At 37.1% G+C, this 19952-nt stretch carries 15 protein-coding genes; 9 read left to right on the top strand and 6 right to left on the bottom strand.

The genetic code is table 11. The annotated features are described in order from the left end of the window. Positions 1–154 precede the first annotated feature (154 nt). The 3 genes from AC4BB2_RS12470 (at position 155) to AC4BB2_RS12460 (ending at position 3690) form a co-directional block, all read left to right on the top strand. Positions 155–1390, top strand: coding sequence for an extracellular solute-binding protein (locus AC4BB2_RS12470; RefSeq protein WP_490473223.1), 1236 nt, complete (start codon positions 155–157; stop codon positions 1388–1390). Positions 1391–1486: 96 nt separating this feature from the next. Continuing rightward, the gene (locus tag AC4BB2_RS12465) at positions 1487–2842 is read left to right on the top strand and encodes a carbohydrate ABC transporter permease (protein ID WP_490473222.1); all 1356 of its coding nucleotides are present in this window, start codon (positions 1487–1489) and stop codon (positions 2840–2842) included. Between the two features lie 8 nt (positions 2843–2850). Next, a complete protein-coding gene (locus AC4BB2_RS12460) occupies positions 2851–3690 on the top strand; it encodes a sugar ABC transporter permease (RefSeq protein ID WP_069635717.1) in 840 nt (279 codons plus the stop codon). 38 nt (positions 3691–3728) lie between these two features. Here AC4BB2_RS12460 and AC4BB2_RS12455 read toward each other — a convergent pair whose 3' ends face one another. From AC4BB2_RS12455 to AC4BB2_RS12445, 3 genes are all read right to left on the bottom strand, one after another. Next, the gene (locus AC4BB2_RS12455) at positions 3729–4364 is read right to left on the bottom strand and encodes an NAD(P)H-binding protein (RefSeq protein WP_490473221.1); all 636 of its coding nucleotides are present in this window, start codon (positions 4362–4364) and stop codon (positions 3729–3731) included. A gap of 119 nt (positions 4365–4483) precedes the next feature. Beyond that, entirely contained in the window at positions 4484–5305 is an 822-nt protein-coding gene (locus tag AC4BB2_RS12450) for an endonuclease/exonuclease/phosphatase family protein (protein WP_490473220.1), read from the bottom strand. 85 nt (positions 5306–5390) lie between these two features. Beyond that, the gene (locus tag AC4BB2_RS12445; RefSeq protein ID WP_490473219.1) at positions 5391–7571 is read right to left on the bottom strand and encodes a PTS transporter subunit IIBC; all 2181 of its coding nucleotides are present in this window, start codon (positions 7569–7571) and stop codon (positions 5391–5393) included. Between the two features lie 243 nt (positions 7572–7814). Between AC4BB2_RS12445 and AC4BB2_RS12440 the strand changes: the two genes are divergently transcribed. From AC4BB2_RS12440 to AC4BB2_RS12430, 3 genes are all read left to right on the top strand, one after another. Continuing rightward, positions 7815–10094 (top strand): glycoside hydrolase family 65 protein, encoded by a 2280-nt coding sequence (locus AC4BB2_RS12440; RefSeq protein ID WP_490473218.1) that lies wholly within the window; start codon positions 7815–7817, stop codon positions 10092–10094. After that, positions 10087–10752 carry a beta-phosphoglucomutase gene (pgmB, locus tag AC4BB2_RS12435; protein ID WP_490473217.1) on the top strand — a complete coding sequence of 222 codons (666 nt, stop codon included), beginning with the start codon at positions 10087–10089 and terminating at the stop codon, positions 10750–10752. Before AC4BB2_RS12440 ends, pgmB begins: the two co-directional genes overlap by 8 nt. A gap of 159 nt (positions 10753–10911) precedes the next feature. Then, positions 10912–11925, top strand: a complete 1014-nt coding sequence (locus tag AC4BB2_RS12430; RefSeq protein WP_490473216.1) for a LacI family DNA-binding transcriptional regulator — start codon at positions 10912–10914, stop codon at positions 11923–11925. A 310-nt stretch (positions 11926–12235) separates the two neighbouring features. On the opposite strand, the gene AC4BB2_RS12425 is transcribed toward AC4BB2_RS12430, so the two are convergent. Continuing rightward, entirely contained in the window at positions 12236–12817 is a 582-nt protein-coding gene (locus AC4BB2_RS12425; RefSeq protein ID WP_490474701.1) for a lytic polysaccharide monooxygenase, read from the bottom strand. A gap of 719 nt (positions 12818–13536) precedes the next feature. Between AC4BB2_RS12425 and AC4BB2_RS12420 the strand changes: the two genes are divergently transcribed. Continuing rightward, a complete protein-coding gene (locus tag AC4BB2_RS12420; protein WP_490473215.1) occupies positions 13537–16002 on the top strand; it encodes a heavy metal translocating P-type ATPase in 2466 nt (821 codons plus the stop codon). Positions 16003–16080: 78 nt separating this feature from the next. Here the strand turns inward: AC4BB2_RS12420 and AC4BB2_RS12415 are convergent, their stop codons facing one another. Next, positions 16081–16752, bottom strand: coding sequence for an NAD(P)H-dependent oxidoreductase (locus tag AC4BB2_RS12415; RefSeq protein WP_490473214.1), 672 nt, complete (start codon positions 16750–16752; stop codon positions 16081–16083). A gap of 116 nt (positions 16753–16868) precedes the next feature. Then, positions 16869–17216: a winged helix-turn-helix transcriptional regulator gene (locus tag AC4BB2_RS12410; protein WP_490473213.1), complete on the bottom strand. Its 348-nt coding sequence runs from the start codon at positions 17214–17216 to the stop codon at positions 16869–16871. A gap of 454 nt (positions 17217–17670) precedes the next feature. On the opposite strand from AC4BB2_RS12410, the gene AC4BB2_RS12405 reads away from it, so the two are divergent. Then, the gene (locus AC4BB2_RS12405) at positions 17671–18864 is read left to right on the top strand and encodes a multidrug effflux MFS transporter (protein WP_490473212.1); all 1194 of its coding nucleotides are present in this window, start codon (positions 17671–17673) and stop codon (positions 18862–18864) included. A 169-nt stretch (positions 18865–19033) separates the two neighbouring features. Continuing rightward, positions 19034–19942 carry an AEC family transporter gene (locus tag AC4BB2_RS12400; RefSeq protein ID WP_490473211.1) on the top strand — a complete coding sequence of 303 codons (909 nt, stop codon included), beginning with the start codon at positions 19034–19036 and terminating at the stop codon, positions 19940–19942. Positions 19943–19952: the final 10 nt, after the last annotated feature.

Below are 19952 nucleotides of genomic sequence, written 5' to 3'. Positions count from 1 at the left end.
GTTTTTCTCTGATCTAATAAATTGATATTTCCTATTTTGTATTATGTTTATAAATTTTTTTCATCATTCGTTTATATTTAACTTGACATTTTACGCAAACGATTGCACAATGTAAGAGAAAAGAACAGTAAAAAATTCCTAGGAGGAACAAAAGATGAAAAGAAACATGAAAAAGCTTTTGACGTTAGGGGTAACAATGGCATTGACGGGATTTGTACTTGCGGCTTGTGGCGGAGGATCTTCAGATGAAAAAACTTCTGGCCAAAATGAAAACGCTTCTATAAAGTTGTGGGTAGATGTAGCGTTTGTTGATACGTACAAACCGTTAGTGGAACAATTTGAAAAAGAACACAAAGATTGGAAAGTAACGATAAAACCAAGTGAATCAGCAACGGCTCAAGAAAATCTGAAAAAAGACCCAAGTGCGGCGGCGGATGTATTCATGATGCCTCATGATCAATTAGGGCAAATGGTTGATGCTGGGATTATTTATGCTAATACAAAATATAAAGATAGTGTAAACGAAAATAGTACCGAGAGTGCAGTAGAAGCTGCAACTTACGATGGGAAACTTTATGGTTACCCATATGGCGTGGAATCGCAAATTTTGTACTATAACAAAGAGAAATTAACTGAAAATGATGTGAAAAGTTGGGAAACATTAACGGCAAAAGGGAAGCTAGGTGCAAACTTTGGTGAAGCAGGTGCTAACTATATTTTCACACCATTATTCATGTCAAATGGTGACGAGTTATATGGAGAGAATGGCGAAGACATCAAAGGGACGAATTTTAACAACGAAAAAGGCGTTCAAGTCTTGAAGTGGATTCGCTCGCAAAAGGAAAATCCTGGTGTGATTCAATCAAATGCTGATGCGCTTTCTAATTTAGGCAATGGTAAAATCGATGCTTTCTTATCTGGTCCATGGTCTAAATTAGATGTAGAGAAAGCTTTAGGGAATAATTTTGCCGTTGCTTCATATCCTACAGTTGATTTAGGTAATGGTTCGGTGCAGCAAAAAGCATTCTTGGGTGTGAAATTATTTGGTGTTAATGCATCGACTAAAAGCCCGGTTGCAGCAATGGCTTTAGCTGATTTTTTAACAAATAAAGAAAATCAATTGACTGTTTTTGAGAAGAACGGCACAGTTCCTGCAAATAAAGAAGCTCAAGCCGATGAGAAAGTTAAATCCGACAAGGTAGCAGAAGCTGTAATGACCATGAGTGACCCGGATCATTCTGTTGTAATGCCAAAACTTCCAGCGATGGTTTCTTTCTGGGGACCAGCTGATGCGGTCATCAATGATACGTATAATGGAAAAATTTCCGAAGATCAATATTTACCTAAATTAGATAAATTAGTTCAAGATACCAGTAAATCAGAGAAATAATTCTTCGCCAATCAGGGTGAGTTTGAGGCTGGAACAAAACTCCATGAGCTTTGTCTCAGCTTCTTTTCTTATTTAAAGAACAGGAAGTGAAACGTTATGAAGGGAAAAGCAAAGGCGGAGGGTCAAATTTCATTTAGAGAGTTATTCAAAAAAGGAGATATACCAACGAAATTTTCTTATCTATTTATGGGTTCAGCCAATTTGGTGAATGGCCAAATTGTTAAAGGATTATCGTTTTTACTGTTACAGATTGGTTTTATAGCATGGCTAGTTATTAATGGTTTTCATGCATTATCAATGTTGCAAACGTTGGGAACGAAATCTCAAGGTTGGGTTATGGATGAGGCGTTGGGAATTGAGGTGCAACAACCTGGGGATAATTCGATGCTGTTATTATTGTTTGGGATTGCTGCAATTATTCTGATTTTACTTTTTATTTTTCTGTATATCGTAAATTTAAGAAGTGCTCGTAAAATTTATGTGTTGAAACAAATGGGGCATTCTTTGCCAACATTAAAAGAGGATTTAAATAGTTTGTTGAATGATAAATTTTATATTACTTTGATGAGTATTCCTTTATTGGGTGTGCTGGCATTTACGATTTTACCGCTTCTTTACATGATTTCTATTGCATTTACTAGTTATGATCACAACCATTTACCACCGAAAAATTTATTTCATTGGGTTGGGTTTGCTAATTTTGGCAATGTGTTGACAGGAGACATTGCTGGGACGTTTTTCCCAGTCCTAACTTGGACGTTGATTTGGGCAGTTTTGGCGACAGCGACGACCTTTTTCTTTGGGATTTTGTTAGCTTTGCTAATCAATGCTAAAGGAGTAAAAGGGAAAAAAGTTTGGCGGACGATCTTCGTTATTACGATGGCGGTTCCACAGTTTGTTAGTTTATTACTGATGGCAAATTTATTTAACGGTTCTGGACCGGTCAATGCTCTTTTGCAAAATTGGGGGCTGATTGATCAGCCGATTCCTTTTTTAACTGATGGATTAATGGCGAAAGTCACGGTTATTTTCGTGAATATGTGGGTTGGGATTCCAGTGACGATGTTAGTAGCGACTGGGATTATTACGAATTTACCAACGGACCAAATAGAAGCCGCTGAAATCGATGGGGCAAATAAATTTCAGATTTTTAGGAATATTACCTTTCCTCAGATTTTGTTTGTCATGGCACCTAGTTTGATTCAGCAGTTTATTGGGAATATCAATAATTTCAATGTGATTTTCTTGCTAACAGGTGGACAACCGGCAAATAGTAATTATCATTCTGCTGGTGAAACAGATCTTTTGGTTACATGGTTATATAAGTTGACGGTGAATGCGGCTGATTATAACTTAGCCTCGGTCATTGGGATTATTATTTTTGTTCTTTCGGCAGTCTTCTCGTTATTTGCTTATACGCGAAGTAGTTCGTTTAAAACGGAAGGAGCGTAAAGAGACCTATGAAATCGAAAAAAAGAAAAACGTTGATTATTCATTATCTGCTATTGACGGTTTTGTCAATTGTGTGGATATTCCCGATTGTCTGGATTGTTTTAACGAGTTTTAGAAGTGAAGGTGGAGCTTTTGTAACGTACTTTATCCCTAAACAGTTCACGTTTGAAAACTATAAAATGTTATTAACTAGCAGTACCTATCCTTTTGTTCAGTGGTTTTTAAATACGTTGTTTGTGGCGGTTTGCAGTTGTATTTTGTCGACTTTGATTACCATTGCGATGGCGTATTCATTGAGTCGTTTGCGTTTTAGAGCAAGGAAACCATTTTTGAAATTAGCGTTAGTGTTGAATATGTTTCCTGGGTTTATGAGTATGATTGCTGTGTATTATATTTTGAAGGCGATGAATTTAACAGGTAGTTTGTTGGCATTGATTTTGGTTTATTCATCTGGGGCAGCGTTAGGTTTTTATATTGCAAAAGGCTTTTTTGATACGATTCCGATGGCGTTAGATGAATCAGCGATGATTGATGGTGCGAGTAAGTTTGAGATATTTACGAAGATTACTTTACCTTTAAGTAAGCCAATCATTGTTTATACAGCGTTGATGGCATTTATGGCGCCGTGGATGGATTTTATTTTTGCGAAAATTATTTTAGGAGATAATGTTAATAAGTATACTGTGGCAATTGGGTTGTTTACAATGCAGACGAAAGATAAAATCGATCAGTACTTTATGGCATTTACAGCGGGGTGTGTGCTGATTGCAGTTCCGATTACGTTGCTGTTTATCTTTATGCAAAAATATTATGTAGAAGGAATTACTAGTGGTTCTGTAAAGGGATAAAGAAGGTGAAAAAAGCATTTCCGTTGAGGAGATGCTTTTTATTTTCGTCTCTGCGTGTAAGAAGAAGTGTTTCCTTCGATGACATGGCTGATTTCGATAGCTAGTTTTTCTCTTGAAATAGGATCGTAGCCTTGGACAAATTTTCTTGCTCCGGGAATTTTTTTAAGTAATCGAATCATATTGCCACCGATGATGGAGGTATAGCGTTTTTTATCCATGACTAAACTAGGGTAGAAAATGATGCTTTGTCTAGCTTGTTCTTTTATCAGTTCTTCAGCTTGAAGTTTGGCATCCATATATTTTCTTAAAAAGAATGGTGCGCTGTTGGCGGATAAGAATACAAAGTTAGCTGGGTGTTCTTGTTTATTTAAATAAGCTAATATAAGCTGGACGGGTTCGTAAATAAAGCGTTCATAAGTAATGTTTTTAGAAGGGGTTTCCTTAAGGATGCCAATCGCATCAATCACCCACTCAGCATTGGTGACAGCGGGGTGCCAAAGATCGTCTGTTAATATATCGGAAGAAAGCCACTGGACTTTTTGTGCCCATGAAGTTGTTAGGTTAGTTGGTTTGCCGCTTCGGGAAATACTTGTTACATTATGGCCTCGACTGACCAACTCTTCAGCAAGTTTTTGTCCGATAAAGCCGCTTCCGCCAAAAATAGTGATATTCATATGCTGCTCCTGCTTTCTAAAAGTATGTTGTTAGAGTCAGTTTATCATTGTTTTTCAGAAGGGGACAAAGAAAATGTACGCTGGAGAGTCGAATTGCTCTCTAGCGCACCCTGATTTTTTTATTGAAGCGTTGCGGAAACACCGAAATGATCGCTAATCATAGGCGTGCTTTTTCCGTCAAATACGATTTTATAACGGATAGCTGACAATTCTTGTGAGGTAAAAATGTAATCGATTCTCAATTTCTCTTGATTTTCTCCCCAGCCGTCGATGGCTTTTTCTACTGTGTGTTCACCAATTGTTTTTTCGGCAGTTAAAAAGCTGTCTTGTAGGTGTAAAGAACTGTTTGAAACAAGGTCGTAGCCAGTTCGTTTAGTTGAAGCAGGATTGTTAAAATCTCCCATGATTACTAAAGGAGAGACGCAGTTTTGTAAGGCGTTCTCGGTTTGTTTCCATTCGTAATCAAAACCATCTTGATCTGCCCACCAAGAGTAATGGCAGCTTAAAGCAGTGATTGCTTTTTCTCCTAGTTTTGTTTGACCAATCAATAAGACTCTTCTGCGATAGTCAGTAGGATCTTTTTCAGTGGATATGACAACAGTTGTAGGTTCAATCGGCTGTTTTGATAGTAATGCGACGCCTTCTTGGTAAGTAGAATAAGCGATATGATTATAAGCCCAACTCCAATGGTAGTGATAGCCTTGTTCTTTCAAGTACTGAACTAAGAGGTAGGCGAAATTGTCTTCGTGAACAGGTAGTTGTTCTTCTGTTGGGTGGAAATCGTTGGTAATAGTGACTGGCAAGCTGTCAATGCGTTGGTTAACTTCTTGTAAAGCAATCAACAGGTAGTCTTCTTTAATGATTTGAGTTGCTAGTTGATGTAATTTTTCTAAAGGATGATTTTCTAACCAGCTGTGTGTGTTTAATGTTAATACGTTCATGGGAGTTCCTCCTGATGATAGAAAACAAGGTTTAGGATAAAATGTTTTGAGGTTTATCCTAAACCCGTTTGAAGTTGAAATGGGTTTAGATTTCTAAACGTCCGATGACGGTTTTAGGGTTTTGTTCACCGGTTTTATCTAAGTGGAAAGCATTGATTTTTACGCCATTTGTAAAGACTACAATCATTGTTGTTTGTTTACCTGCGGCTTTGATTTTATCTAGATCAGCCTTGGCGATTGTTTCACCTGCCGTTACTTTTTGTCCTTCAGTAACAAGAATCGTAAAGGCGGGTTCTTTCATTTCGATGGTATCAAGTCCCATATGGATAAGGACTTCGATTCCTTCGTCTGTTTGAATCCCTAATGCGTGTTTTGATGGGAAAATGCTACTAATAACACCATCGATTGGCGCGTAAATCATTTCGGTCGAAGGGATAACCGCGAAACCATCACCCATCATTTTTTGTGAAAAAACGGGATCATCTACTTGTTCGATGGCAATGACTTCACCTTTAGCGACGGGAAGGATTTTTTTTGTGATGTCTAGAAAATCTGTTGTATCTGTCGTTGTTGAATCAGGTTGGTGAGCTTGTTGTGGTGTCGGAATACGAACATTGGAATCCAACAAATCTTGAATATCTGATTTTAAAATATCGGCTTTAGGTCCGTAAACTGCTTGAACACCGTTATCTTTAACGATCAATCCCATAGCTCCCGCTTTTTTCCAAGCCTCTTCTGTTCCAACTTTAGTTTTATCCGTAACGCTCACTCGCAAGCGTGTCATACAGGCATCTACGTCAACGATGTTTTCTTTTCCGCCTAATAAATGAATAATTTCAATGATTTGGGTGTCGATTCCGTCAGTTGTTTGATTACTTATTGGTGTTGCATCTGCTTGAATATCATTATTATCATAGTTTCCATTTCTACCAGGTGTGGCAAAATTGAATTTTTTAATCATGAAGTTGGCGATAAAATAAGTGAATACACCGAATAGGATGGTACAAAGAAGGAAATTCAGTAAATCACTGCCTAAACCAGCTTTTATTGCTAACGGCGTTCGAGTCAAAAGCTCGATATTTCCGAAAGAATGAACACGTAAGTTGACAATGTCGGCCATTGCAAAAGCTGCTCCTTGGATCAGTGCGTAAACAACGTATAATGGAACGGCTGCAAACATAAACATAAATTCCAACGGTTCGGTAACACCTGTTAAAAATACAGCTAAAGCAGCGGAGAGATACATTGATTTATAACTTGCACGTTTGTCTGGATCAACATTACGGTACATTGCTAGAGTCATTCCCATCAAAATACCGGAAGCACCAATCATTTGTCCAACTTTAAAACGAGCGGGAGTCCAATTGGATAATACATGATTATATTGCGAAGTATCGCCAATACCTTTTAGGTTTACTAAATCAGTTGCCCAAGCTAACCACAAGGGATCTTGTCCGAAAACTTGAGTTCCTGCTTGTGCGCCAGACAAAATTTCATAAGTACCGCCAAGCTGTGTATAGTTGATAGGAATCGTTAACATATGATGTAGCCCGAATGGCAATAGTAAGCGTTCGAGAGTTCCATATAAAAACGGCGCTAGAATCGGAGCAGTATCCTGAGATTGAGCAATCCATAAACCAAAATTGTTAATTCCAGCTTGGATGTAAGGCCAAATAATTGCTAGAATAATAGATACGATCGTTGACCAAAGAATGACTACGAATGGCACGAAACGTTTTCCGTTAAAAAAGGAAAGTGCATCAGGTAGTTTGCGATAGTTATAGTATTTGTTGAAGGCCATTGCCCCGACAAAACCAGCAATAATCCCAACGAAAACCCCCATATTTAAAGCAGGAGCTTCTAAAACGCTGGTGAAAAATCCTTTGACCATAATTTTTGTGCCGAACAAAGTGTGTGTGAAGGCTTTATCATCTGCTAACATATCACTAGTTACGCCAAAAATTGAACCAGTGATTCGGTTGATTAAAATAAAAGAAAGTCCAGCGGCGAATGCACCGCCAGCTCGTTCTTTTGCCCAGCTGCCACCGATTGCTAGTGCAAATAAAATGTGTAAGTTGCCAATGACACCCCAGCCGATATTTTCAATAACGCCGCCAGTTGTAGTGAGTGCTGTCCAATCAGGATTGATTAAAGGAATTGTTTTTCCGATACTGATCATTAAACCTGCAGCAGGCATTACAGCGATTACAACCATCAAAGCTTTACCGAACTTTTGCCAAAACTCAAAACTTAAGATTTTTTTCATTCATTTTCTCTCCTTTGCAATAGTTGCGCAATCGTTTTCGTTGTTTGTAGTATAGAGCAGAATTTTATTTTTGTAAACCCTTAATTGAATTCGATTCTTTTTCTTTACTTATAAAATGATGGTATCATGATATGTATAGAATATTCAAATGATAAGGGAAGAGAAATAAATAAATAATTGACAATGCAATCGGTTGCGTTTATTATGGTGCTAAGAAGCAGAACATTTACAGGAGGAGAGAAAATGAATCATTTATTTGAAATAGACCCATGGAAAATCTCTACGCATCAACTAGAACGGAACCAACGACGTTTACAAGAGTCACTAACATCAATGGGGAATGGCTACATGGGAATGAGAGGGAACTTTGAAGAACAATATACGGGAGACCATCATCAAGGAACTTACTTAGCTGGTATTTGGTATCCAGATAAGACGAGAGTCGGGTGGTGGAAAAATGGCTATCCAGATTATTTTGGTAAAGTTATCAATGCTTTGAACTTTATCGCTATGGATATTTTTGTGAATGGGGAACCTGTTGATTTAGGTATCCAAGAGCCAAAAGATTTCTATTTGGAATTAGATATGCACAATGGTCTATTGACTCGAACATTCATCCTTGAAGGTGCGAATACAAGTGTAAAATTTAAGTTCGAGCGTTTCTTAAGTATTGTTCAGCAAGAACTAGCTGTCATTCGCGTAACAGCAGAAGTTCTGAAAGGGACTGCTGATATCCAAATCGTCTCAAAAGTAGATGGAGATGTTCGCAATGAAGACAGTAACTACGATGAAATGTTTTGGGAAGCGCAACAATCAGGTTTTGAAGGAACAGTCGGCTTTTTGACCACCCGTACGATTCCTAATCCTTTTGGCATTGAACAGTTTAGTGTGACAGGTGCAATGAAGCATTTAACAGATGCTAAAATAGGTATAGCTGAGACTGCATCATTGAAAGTGCAACAAGAATTTCAGGTGAATCTTGCAGAAGGTGAAGCTGTCAGTATAGAAAAACAAGTCATTGTTTTGACTAGTCGTGATGTGCCAGAAGCTGAGCAACAAGAAATAGCGGTTCAATTATTAAAAGAAAACACGAAGAATTTTGATGAATTATTAAAAGAACAAAATGAAGCATGGGAGAAACGTTGGGCTCTTGCTGATGTGGTGATTGAAGGAGACGATGCGGCGCAACAAGGTATTCGTTTTAATTTATTCCAATTATTTACAACCTATTACGGGGAAGATGAACGGTTAAATATTGGGCCAAAAGGGTTTACTGGTGAAAAATATGGCGGTGCCACGTATTGGGATACCGAAGCCTATGCTGTGCCTCTTTATTTAGCTTTAGCCAAACCAGAAGTGACGAAAAACTTATTGAAATATCGTTACAATCAATTGGAACAGGCAAAACACAATGCTCGTCAACAAGGTTTAGCTGGAGCGTTATATCCAATGGTGACATTTACTGGAATTGAATGTCATAATGAATGGGAAATCACCTTTGAAGAAATCCATCGAAATGGTGCAATCGCCTACGCTATTTATAATTATGTGAATTATACAGGTGACAGGGAGTATTTAAAAAATGAAGGTCTACAAGTCTTAGCGGAAATCGCACGTTTCTGGGCGGATCGGGTTCACTTCTCTAAACGTAAACAAAAATACATGATTCATGGTGTCACAGGTCCGAATGAATATGAGAACAATATCAATAATAACTGGTACACAAATACCATTGCCACATGGGTGTTGCAATATACATTAGATAATTATACTAAGTATCAAGCTGAAACGCGTGTAGTTATTTCAGTGGAAGAACAAGCGAAATGGCAAGAAATTATTGAAAATATGTATTATCCATTTGATGAAGAGTTAGGTGTTTTTGTACAGCATGATACCTTTTTAGATAAAGATCTAATGCCGAGAACGGCACTTTCATCTAAAGATTTACCGTTGAATCAACATTGGTCTTGGGATCGGATTTTACGTTCGTGCTTTATTAAACAGGCGGATGTTTTACAAGGTATTTATTTCTTTAACGAACGTTATACACGAGAAGAAAAAGAACGAAACTTTTTATTCTATGAGCCGATGACCGTTCATGAATCTTCTTTATCACCTAGTGTCCATGCGGTTTTAGCGGCAGAGCTTGGGATGGAAGACAAAGCGGTGGAGATGTATCAGCGAACAGCTCGTCTAGATTTAGATAATTATAACAATGATACAGAAGATGGATTGCATATTACGTCGATGACGGGCAGCTGGCTTGCAATCGTACAAGGATTTGCACAAATGAAAACCGCTAATGAACAGTTAAGCTTTGCACCGTTTTTACCTAGCACTTGGACAAGTTATGCTTTTCATGTGAATTACCGTGGGCGTTTGTTATATATCACAGTAGATCAAAAAAATGTCCGATTACAACTTGTTTCAGGAGCTGAATTGTCTCTTGCGTTATATGGAGAAAAAATGGTTTTAGTGGATGAACTAGTTTTTGGAATGGAAAAGGTGGAAAAAGATGTTTAAAGGTGTCTTGTTTGATTTAGATGGTGTGTTGACGGATACGGCTGAATACCACTATCAAGCGTGGAAACGTCTGGGGAAAGAAATCGGGATTACGATTGATCGTACATTCAATGAAGAGTTAAAAGGAGTCAGCCGGGAAGACTCTCTGAAATTGTTGTTGACTCATGGCGGACGATCTGGAGAATTTACCCCAGAAGAATTTGCTGAACTGGCACAGCGGAAGAATGAATACTATGTAGAAATGATCCAGCAAGTTAGTCCTGCTGATGTGTATACAGGGATTTTGAATCTGTTAGAAAGTTTAAAAAGCCAAGGAATCAAAATATCTTTAGCTTCGGCTAGTAAAAATGGCCCGTTTCTATTAGAAAAAATGGCGTTGATGAAGTACTTTGACGGTATTGCAGATCCAGTAAAAGTAGCGAAAGGAAAACCAGATCCGGCAATTTTTCAATTAGCTGCTGAAGAAGTTGGATTGACAGCTGCAGAATGTATTGGAATCGAAGATGCAAAAGCGGGGATTCAGGCGATTATTGCCAGTGGTGCCCTGCCAATCGGTGTTGGACGTCCAGAAGATTTAGGAACGGATATCAGACTTGTTTCTTCTACAGAAGAATTGACAATAGATTTTTTAACAACTGTGTGGCAAGAAGTAAGGTAGAATTTCGTTGATTATTAATCTTCCGTTTTAGGGATAAAGCTATTAAGTTGGTTCTGAATGGAAATGTTAATAGCAACTAGGCATAGTCTGTGGTATTATTTTCTACGATGGAATTATTTGAACCTGTAAGTATAAATAACTGTGAAAGGAGTGGAATAGATGACGATTACTGTTAAAGATGTTGCTAAAAAAGCTGGTGTTGCTACCTCTACTGTATCCAGAGTGATTAATGATCATTCTAGCATTTCAGATGCTACGAAGAAAAAAGTCTATAAAGTAATGGAAGAAATGGGGTATGTTCCAAATATCGCTGCACGTAATCTTGGCAAGCGTTCCTCAGGTGCTGTAGGCGTGATTTTACCGCCTTTAGATTCTCGTGAGCGGATGGGCAATCCATTTTATTTAGAAATCATTGAATCAATCAACGATGAAGCTCGTAAACACGATATGACAACAGCAATCGCTACAGCACAGTCTTTTGAGACCTTGCTAGAAAATGTTCAACTTATGCATCGCCAAAAACAAGTTGATGGATTTATTCTCCTTTATTCAGATAAAGAGGATCCAGTAATCGAGTATTTATTTGAAAACCACGTTCCTTTCTCGTTGATCGGTCAGCCTTATGTAAACGAAGATAAAGTTATTTATGTGGATAATGACAATCAATTATTAGGAAAACATGCAACAGATTTTTTGATTGAAAATGGGCATAAAAATATTTTGTTCATTACTAATACAACCCATGAAAATGTCTATTATGAGCGATATTTTGGCTACCAAAAAGCGATGATGTTAGCAGGTTTAGCGGTGTTACCCTCAGTAGATATGGAAACGCCAGAAGATTATGTAGCATTTGAAGAGCTTTTAAAAGAAACTAAAGCAACTGCCGCTGTAGTAATTGACGATATTTTTGCGATGCGAATGATTCAATTAGCACAAATGTATGGTTATCGTGTGCCAGATGATTTTTCTGTAATCAGTTTTAATAATTCGATTTATGCGACGTTAGTGCATCCTTACCTTACAAGCATTGATATCGATATTGCTGAATTAGGTAAAATGGGTATGCAAAAACTGATAGAATCGCTACAGGAAAAAGAAGCGACAGGGGTTCGTTTAGTGATTCCTCATAAGTTGATTAAGCGTGAGACGGTTCTTTCTTTGAAGAGATAAATGCTAGGAGGCTGGGACAGAAGTGTTTAACTCCGAGAAATAAGAAGGGATTCACGAAAATGGCATTTCAAATTTTTGTAAATGTCAACTTATTTCCGAAGCTTTCAAATCTTAGTGTTTTAGCACTTGGAACTTGATGTGATCGAAACGAAGTGTAGTAGTTGCTTTTGTTCCCACCGTTTATTCGGATTCCTTGAGGCTAGGATATAACTCCAAGAGTTATGTCCTAGCCTCTTTTTTTTGCAATAAACTCAAAAAACCAGAGACAAATGCCTCTGGCTAGAATAAATATTTTCCACGATTAAATAGATTATTTTACGTTTACATCAATAGCTTGGAAGAATGAATTGATTGTATCATTGATATCCCAAACCGCATAAACAACATGATATCCGCTTCTGTCAGAAGGGATGTTTACTTTTTGTGTTTCATCTACTTTAGGAGTAAAACCTTCTCCTGCTGGAAAGTCCTCGCCAATTGGTTGACCAATGACTTTAATAAGATCCATGTTTTTCAAAGTTAACGGTTCGTTTTGATTCCAACCTTGTTTTGTCATGTAGTATCTATATCTGTTTGTTTTGTGAATGGCAGTGTGATGCCAATTGAAATTATTTTCACCGGTGTTGATAGAAGTTTTGACCCATCTGTTTGATGTTTGTTCATTTAATGGTGAATAAACGTCTAATCCAGCAGAGGCCAATTTACCATTTAATTTTCCGGCATCTAAATCAGCAGTGGGTGCTTCGATTCCTTGAGGTGTAGAGATAATTTCTGGATGTGATGAAATTTCTCCTGGTCCCCAACCGAAACCATTTGCTTTTGCATTTACTACTCTGCTGGCAGGTTGGTTCACATATCCGTGAGCAGATACCTCGTTACTACCACTAAACATTGTTAATCCTGTAACTCCTAAAGCGAATAAACATAACGTTAAAGATTTCTTTTTCAAAATATTCTCTCCTCTACAATTTGATGGAATAATTATTTACAAGTTGATCATATCACTGAGGGATAACTTTACCAATCATTATGTACGTTATTTAATATTCGGTTGGAAAAAGGAATAAAATAACAATGGTGAAAATGTGAGAAATCTATTGCTAGTTCTATTTGTATTTTCCAGACTTAGTATAAAACAACGGATTATTTTAGTTTATGAACATGTACAAAGGGGTTTTAAATAAAAACTAAATAGTCGAACTAGATTACAAAAAGAATATAATAATATGGTGTTTAGTGAGTAGGTTTGTATAATTGGATTATATAATAAAAATAAAATGGTGAGTACAGAAAGAATATTAATATAAATATTAAATAAATTAGCGGAAATGATCGGGGGAAATAGGTCGAATGGACTTTTCAAAAGTGGAGGAACTCTTTATGGAATGAAGCTAGAATAGAAATCGTTCACTTAAAGAGTGCGAGGTAAACGGGATCTTTATTTTTTCAGCACTTGCTTATTTGTATTTAACTAAATAAAATCAACAAATTTTTTCTGTTGACAAACTGATTATTCTAACTTAATATAAAGAAGAAATATAGTGACTACAAAAATAGTCGTTTTGGTGGTGTAAATAAAAAAAGTGGCAAAAGACAAAGGAGATGGAGATCGTGGAAGTAAAAACATTTGATATAGAAGGAATGACTTGTGCTTCATGTGCACAAACGGTAGAAAAGGCAACGACCAAGCTTACTGGCGTTTCAAAAGCAACAGTCAATTTAGCTACAGAAAAACTAAACATCGAGTACGATGAAAAGAAATTATCAGAAAAAGACATTCAAAAAGCCGTGGCAGATGCAGGGTATGAAGCGTTAAGCAATGTTCAACAACGAACGTTTGATATAGAAGGAATGACCTGTGCTTCATGTGCCCAAGCAGTTGAAAAAACAACAAGTAAACTAAATGGTGTAGCAAAAGCATCCGTCAATTTAGCAACAGAAAAAATGGTTGTTGATTTTGATCCATCTGTTTTAAATAGTTCTGATATCACTAAAGCTGTTTTTGATGCTGGTTATGGTGCAGTTGAGCAGGTAGATTCAGCAGATACGGTAGACAAAGATCGAGAAAAGAAACAAAAACATATCAAAGATATGTGGCAACGTTTCTGGATCTCTGCTGTATTCACAGTTCCTTTATTATATGTAGCGATGGGCCATATGATTGGGCTGCCTTTACCGGCATTTATAGATCCGATGATGCATCCAGAAACCTTTGCGATGCTCCAGTTGATTTTGACGATACCAGTGTTGTACTTAGGTAGAAGCTTCTTCATAGTCGGATTTAAAGCATTAGTCAAAGGTCATCCCAATATGGACTCCTTAGTTGCGTTAGGAACAAGTGCCGCAGTTGCCTATAGTTTATATGGTACGGCGATGATTTTTGCTGGTGACACGCAATTTACAATGGCGTTGTATTATGAATCTGCAGGTGTGATTTTAACCTTGATTACTTTAGGGAAATATTTTGAAGCTGTTTCAAAGGGGAAAACTTCAGAAGCAATCAAAAAATTGATGGGCTTGGCACCAAAAAATGCAAGAGTTCTCCGTAACGATCAAGAAATGGAAATTCCTGTTGATAGTGTTCAGCTAGACGATACAATCATTGTTCGCCCAGGAGAAAAAATTCCGGTTGATGGTGTTGTACTTGAAGGTTCATCTGCAATTGATGAATCCATGTTAACTGGTGAAAGTATGCCTGTTGAGAAAAAAGTTGGAGATAATGTGATTGGCGCAAGTATCAATAAAAACGGTAGTTTCCGTTTTAAAGCGACAAAAGTCGGCAAAGATACAGCCTTATCTCAAATCATCAAATTAGTTGAAGATGCTCAAGGATCAAAGGCTCCTATCGCTAAAATGGCGGATAAGATTTCTGGTGTATTTGTACCAATCGTAATGGTTTTATCTGTACTAGCAGATTTTGCTTGGTATTTCTTAGGACAAGAATCATGGGTGTTCGCTTTAACAATCACTATTTCAGTTTTAGTCATCGCTTGTCCGTGTGCATTAGGTTTAGCAACGCCAACAGCCATTATGGTAGGAACAGGTAAAGGTGCTGAAAATGGCGTATTAATAAAAAGTGGAGATGCACTGGAAACAACCCATAAAATCCAAACAATCGTTTTTGATAAAACAGGAACAATTACAGAAGGCAAACCGAAAGTTACCGATATTGTCACAGCGAATAACATGACACAAGATGAGTTGTTACGTTTAGCGGCATCAGCTGAAAAAGGTTCTGAACATCCGTTAGGAGAAGCCATCGTTAATGGGGCGGAAGAAAAAAAATTAGTATTTGCCTCAACAGAAGCTTTTGAAGCTATTCCAGGTCACGGAATCGAAGGAACGATTGAAGGTAGTCGTTTATTATTAGGAAATAAAAAATTGATGGATGATCGAGGAATCACTTTAGGCAATTTAGGTGAAATATCGGATCAATTAGCAGAACAAGGAAAAACACCTATGTATATCGCTAAAGACGGCGATATTGCAGGAATCATAGCAGTAGCGGATACCATCAAACCAAACAGTATTCCAGCAATCAAAAAACTGCACCAGATGGGTATCGAAGTTGCTATGATTACAGGTGATAACAAACGAACTGCACAAGCAATCGCAAAACAAGTAGGAATCGATCGTGTCTTAAGCGAAGTATTACCAGAAGATAAAGCCAATGAAGTGATGAAGCTACAAAAAGAAGGTAAGAAAGTTGCGATGGTTGGTGACGGAATCAATGATGCACCAGCATTAGCCCAAGCAGATATTGGGATCGCAATCGGTTCAGGGACAGATGTTGCCATGGAATCAGCGGATATTGTATTGATGAGAAGTGACTTGATGGATGTGCCGACAGCGGTAGAATTAAGTAAAGCAACGATCAAAAATATCAAAGAAAATCTATTTTGGGCATTCGCTTATAATACATTAGGCATCCCAGTTGCGATGGGTGTGTTGTACCTATTTGGAGGTCCATTATTAAATCCTATGATTGCAGGAGCTGCGATGAGTTTTAGTTCAGTGTCTGTATTGTTGAATGCTTTGAGATTGAAAGGGTTTAAGCCTTCAGTGTTGAAGAAATAAATGAGATAAACTAACATATTATCAAGAAAAAAGACTACTTTCTTAGTGAATATTGAAGAAAGTAGTCTTTTTTTGTTTTTATTCGATAACTGTCAGAATTTCATTCGTTTTTTGACGTTTTTTTAGTGGTATTTCTTTTGTCCGATAACCTAATCCAAGCATATAAGAAACACCGAATTCACTAGTGTCTAACAATCTTTTTCTACTTAAATAAGATTCCACCTCAACTCGATTAAACCCTTCAATCGGACAACTATCAATTTCTAATAACGCTGCGGTAGTCATCATATTCGCTAATGCGATATACGTTTGTTTAGACGCCCAATCGAACAATGAACGCTCGGTGTTTAGGTCAAAATCTTTTGTTTGAAACTGTTTGAACATTTGAGTTTGCGGCGCGTCTGGTGAAAAAGGGAGACCAAATACGTCTTCTACCATATGCTTAACATGTGGGCTATCCGATACAACATTTTTGCGTGCCAAAGCAATGATAAAATGACTAGCTCCATTCAAACTATTAACAGCTCCCCAAGAAAATTCTTTTAACTCTTCTTTTACTTGAGTATTTTCTATTAGTAGAAACGACCAAGGCTCATATCCAAATGAGCTTGGGGATAGACGAGCTGCTTCTAAAATTGTTTCCCAATCTTCTGTTGCGATTTTTTTATTTGGATCAAAAGCTTTTGTCGCATGACGGTGTTCAAAAGCTGTTAGAATTTCTTTTCGTTTTTCTTCCTTTGTTCTATTCAAGTCATCTTCCTGCCTTTACATTATAGTTTATTGCATGAAGCAATATGTGACTTTAGTGTAAGGGAAGCAACGAGTATTGTAAATCGGGGAATTTTTTTATACCATCTTTTAAAGGATTATTGACTCTTTAATTGACGTGTATTAAATGAATTGCCCCAATGGTACATTGATTCAATAACAGGAGTCAATGTTCGACCGTAATCAGTCACTGAATAGCTGACAGCTATAGGTTTTTCCTGTAAAACTGTTCGACTGATTAGTCCATCTGCTTCCAAATCTTTTAATTGTAACGACAACATTCTTTTAGTAATTCCAGGTACAAAGCGCTGTAATTCACTGTAACGATAAGCACCTTCAAAAATCAAATGGTACAGCAACACGCTTTTCCATTTACCTGAAATTAGTTGTAAGGTTGACTCTACAGAACAGCCATCTAAACAATTATGTATTTTTCGATTTGTCATTTTATCACATCCTAGTGTTTATTTTATTAAAAATGCCAGTGATGAATGATGTATTATAGCATAACCATATTTCGGGATGAAATGAATTGTCTTGAAAAATACTCAACGATTTGAGAAATCATCCTTTTCAACAATACAAGCAGAAAGTTTTTTATGTATTGTCCAAACATCGTGTCCTAAATTACTCATAATCGTAAATTTAGGAGTAATTTTTTGTTTTGTGCATCAAAAATTTAAATTTTCTAAACTTTTTCAAAGCATCATTATTGGAATTGAAATAGAATTAAGAGCTGTGTTACTATATAAAAGATACGAAATGAGCGTATGAAATAAAAGAAAAGGAAGTGACAAGCAGATGAATACATACAAATTAATATTAATCATGCTCCCGCCGCTTCCCGGAGTTAGATGTTTTTTTTCACCCCTTTAATATAAGTAACTAGGAGGAATTATTTTGAAAAAAAACATCGAAACACGTGGACCATCTTTAGCATTAATAATCGTTTTAGTGGGATTTCCACAAATTAGTGAAACGATTTTTACACCATCATTACCTGACATTGCCAGTGATTTTCAATCACCAATGGCAACGGTTCAGTTAACGTTGAGTATTTATTTTTTGGCTTTTGCACTAGGCGTTTTTTTATGGGGCTGGTTGTCTGACTTTATCGGTAGGCGTAAAGCTATGCTTTATGGCTTGTTGTTTTATGGGCTTGGCAGTTTTCTGTGTTTCCAGTCATCAACAATCGAAGTATTATTATTGGCTAGGTTTATTCAAGCCTTCGGTGCTAGTACAGGCTCAGTTGTAACACAAACAATATTGCGGGAAAGTTATTCAGGCAATCAACGCCACGCATTATTTGCACAAGTGTCAGCAGCCCTTGCATTTACTCCCGCAATTGGACCTTTAATTGGCGGTATTGTTGATCAATATTGGGGATTTAAAGCTGTTTTTCTTGTATTAGTATTGATGAGTGTCATGATTTTTTGCTACGCTTTTTTACGCTTGCCAGAGACCTTTCAAGTAAGTAAACGAGTGCCAGTGAAATTATTACCAATCATTCAGAGACTTGTAACGAATCCAAAGGTTTTGACCTATGGCTTTTTGATTGGAGCTATCAATGGCGTTTTATTCAGTTATTACGCAGAAGCCCCATTTATTTTTATAGAAGAATTTCATTTATCAACAGCGACCTATGGTTTTTTAGGAATGGGTGTGGCTGGTGCCTCAATTTTAGGTTCCCTATTATCTAAGCGGCTGCTAGCAATCTATCAGCCAGAAAAAATTATTCTTATCGGAATTAAAACGATGTTGTGTGGAGCAATTTTCTTGTTTTTAGCCAGTGCGGCAACTTTTCTTCCTTCATCAGCTCAGTTTTTGCTGATGCTAGTTGGGATTTTTATCCTCCTAACAGGTACAGGAACGGCGTTGCCTAATTGTCTTAGCTTGGCTTTGTCAGATTTCCAAGATGTGATTGGAACTGCAGGAGCAATTTTTAGCTTAGGGTATTACTTGCTAGTCAGTATGTTTACATTTGGAATGAGTAAGCTTCATAATGGAACATTGTTAATAATGCCACTTTATTTTCTTGTGATAGGTGTCGTAATGTTACTCTTAACACGAACTTATCTACTGAAAAAAGGATAAATAATATAAAAAACATCTGCGCAAAATGCGTGGATGTTTTTTTGAGTAAACGGAGTGAGGTAGTGAGATAAGTAAGTCTTTTCTAGGGAATAGATGATACGTAGCCCTTTTTTGCTATAAGTTATGTTAGAGTTAATGTTAGAAAGTAATGAAGTGGGGAGCGAGCAGATTGAGGGAGATTTTATTACAAGCGATTGGGTTTTGTTTCATCATATTTTTAGGCTATTTGATGAAGCGGATCGGTTTATTAAGTAAAGCAGATGGTAGTATGTTGTCGGTGATTATTGTAAATATTACATTGCCAGCCACAGTCATTGTCAGTTTAGCCAGTGTTGATGTTTCAGGAACATTGTTTTTCTTGTTGATAATGGGGATTGTATTGAATACTTTGGTGATTTTGATTGGTAGCCGAGTGAGTAAAAAACGCCCTGTTTTGGAACAGAAATTTCAAATGTACTCAATGTCAGGATACAATATCGGCAACTTTAGTTTGCCTTTTATACAAGGATTTTATCCATTAGCGGTACCATTTTTGCTGATGTTTGATATTGGTAATAGCGTGATGTTGACAGGTGGAAGTACATTGCTGATTGATAAAATGGTGGGGACCAAAGAAGAAACCACGCTGAAAAAAATTGTATTATCTTTGTTTAAATCAGCTCCTTTTACAGCCTACATGATTATGTTGTCGCTACGGATTGTTCATATTGGATTGCCTTTAGAGTTATTAGGCGTGTTAGAAATGATCGCCAAAGCAAATGGTTTTTTATCGATGTTTATGATCGGGTTGTATTTTGAATTGAAACTACCTAAAAAAGCCTTACGTTTAGTTAAAGAAGTGTTATTTTGGCGCTATTTATGCGGAGCATTCTTTGCGTGTCTATTTGCTTTTGTGATTCCTCTAGACCCATTGTTAAGAATCGTTTTAGTTGTATTGAGTTTGGCACCGATGCCGACATTTTCAGTAATCAACAGTGTAAAAGCAGGTATGCCGGAAGAAACGGTTGGTTTTACTTCTTCTGCAAGTATTTTGATTAGTCTGGTATTGATGACGCTAGTGATGATCTTGATGGGATAATAAAAAAGAG

It is taken from the genome of Enterococcus sp. AAFC-DPL-5146, assembly GCF_058216635.1.
This window is presented reverse-complemented; position numbering and strand designations above follow the sequence as displayed.

Bases quoted from the DNA above. Each gene is read 5' to 3' on its own strand.
- AC4BB2_RS12470 (WP_490473223.1), top strand. From the start codon at position 155: ATGAAAAGAAACATGAAAAAGCTTTTGACGTTAGGGGTAACAATGGCA.
- AC4BB2_RS12465 (WP_490473222.1), top strand. From the start codon at position 1,487: ATGAAGGGAAAAGCAAAGGCGGAGGGTCAAATTTCATTTAGAGAGTTA.
- AC4BB2_RS12460 (WP_069635717.1), top strand. From the start codon at position 2,851: ATGAAATCGAAAAAAAGAAAAACGTTGATTATTCATTATCTGCTATTG.
- AC4BB2_RS12455 (WP_490473221.1), bottom strand. From the start codon at position 4,364: ATGAATATCACTATTTTTGGCGGAAGCGGCTTTATCGGACAAAAACTT.
- AC4BB2_RS12450 (WP_490473220.1), bottom strand. From the start codon at position 5,305: ATGAACGTATTAACATTAAACACACACAGCTGGTTAGAAAATCATCCT.
- AC4BB2_RS12445 (WP_490473219.1), bottom strand. From the start codon at position 7,571: ATGAAAAAAATCTTAAGTTTTGAGTTTTGGCAAAAGTTCGGTAAAGCT.
- AC4BB2_RS12440 (WP_490473218.1), top strand. From the start codon at position 7,815: ATGAATCATTTATTTGAAATAGACCCATGGAAAATCTCTACGCATCAA.
- pgmB (WP_490473217.1), top strand. From the start codon at position 10,087: ATGTTTAAAGGTGTCTTGTTTGATTTAGATGGTGTGTTGACGGATACG.
- AC4BB2_RS12430 (WP_490473216.1), top strand. From the start codon at position 10,912: ATGACGATTACTGTTAAAGATGTTGCTAAAAAAGCTGGTGTTGCTACC.
- AC4BB2_RS12425 (WP_490474701.1), bottom strand. From the start codon at position 12,817: ATGTTTAGTGGTAGTAACGAGGTATCTGCTCACGGATATGTGAACCAA.
- AC4BB2_RS12410 (WP_490473213.1), bottom strand. From the start codon at position 17,216: ATGACAAATCGAAAAATACATAATTGTTTAGATGGCTGTTCTGTAGAG.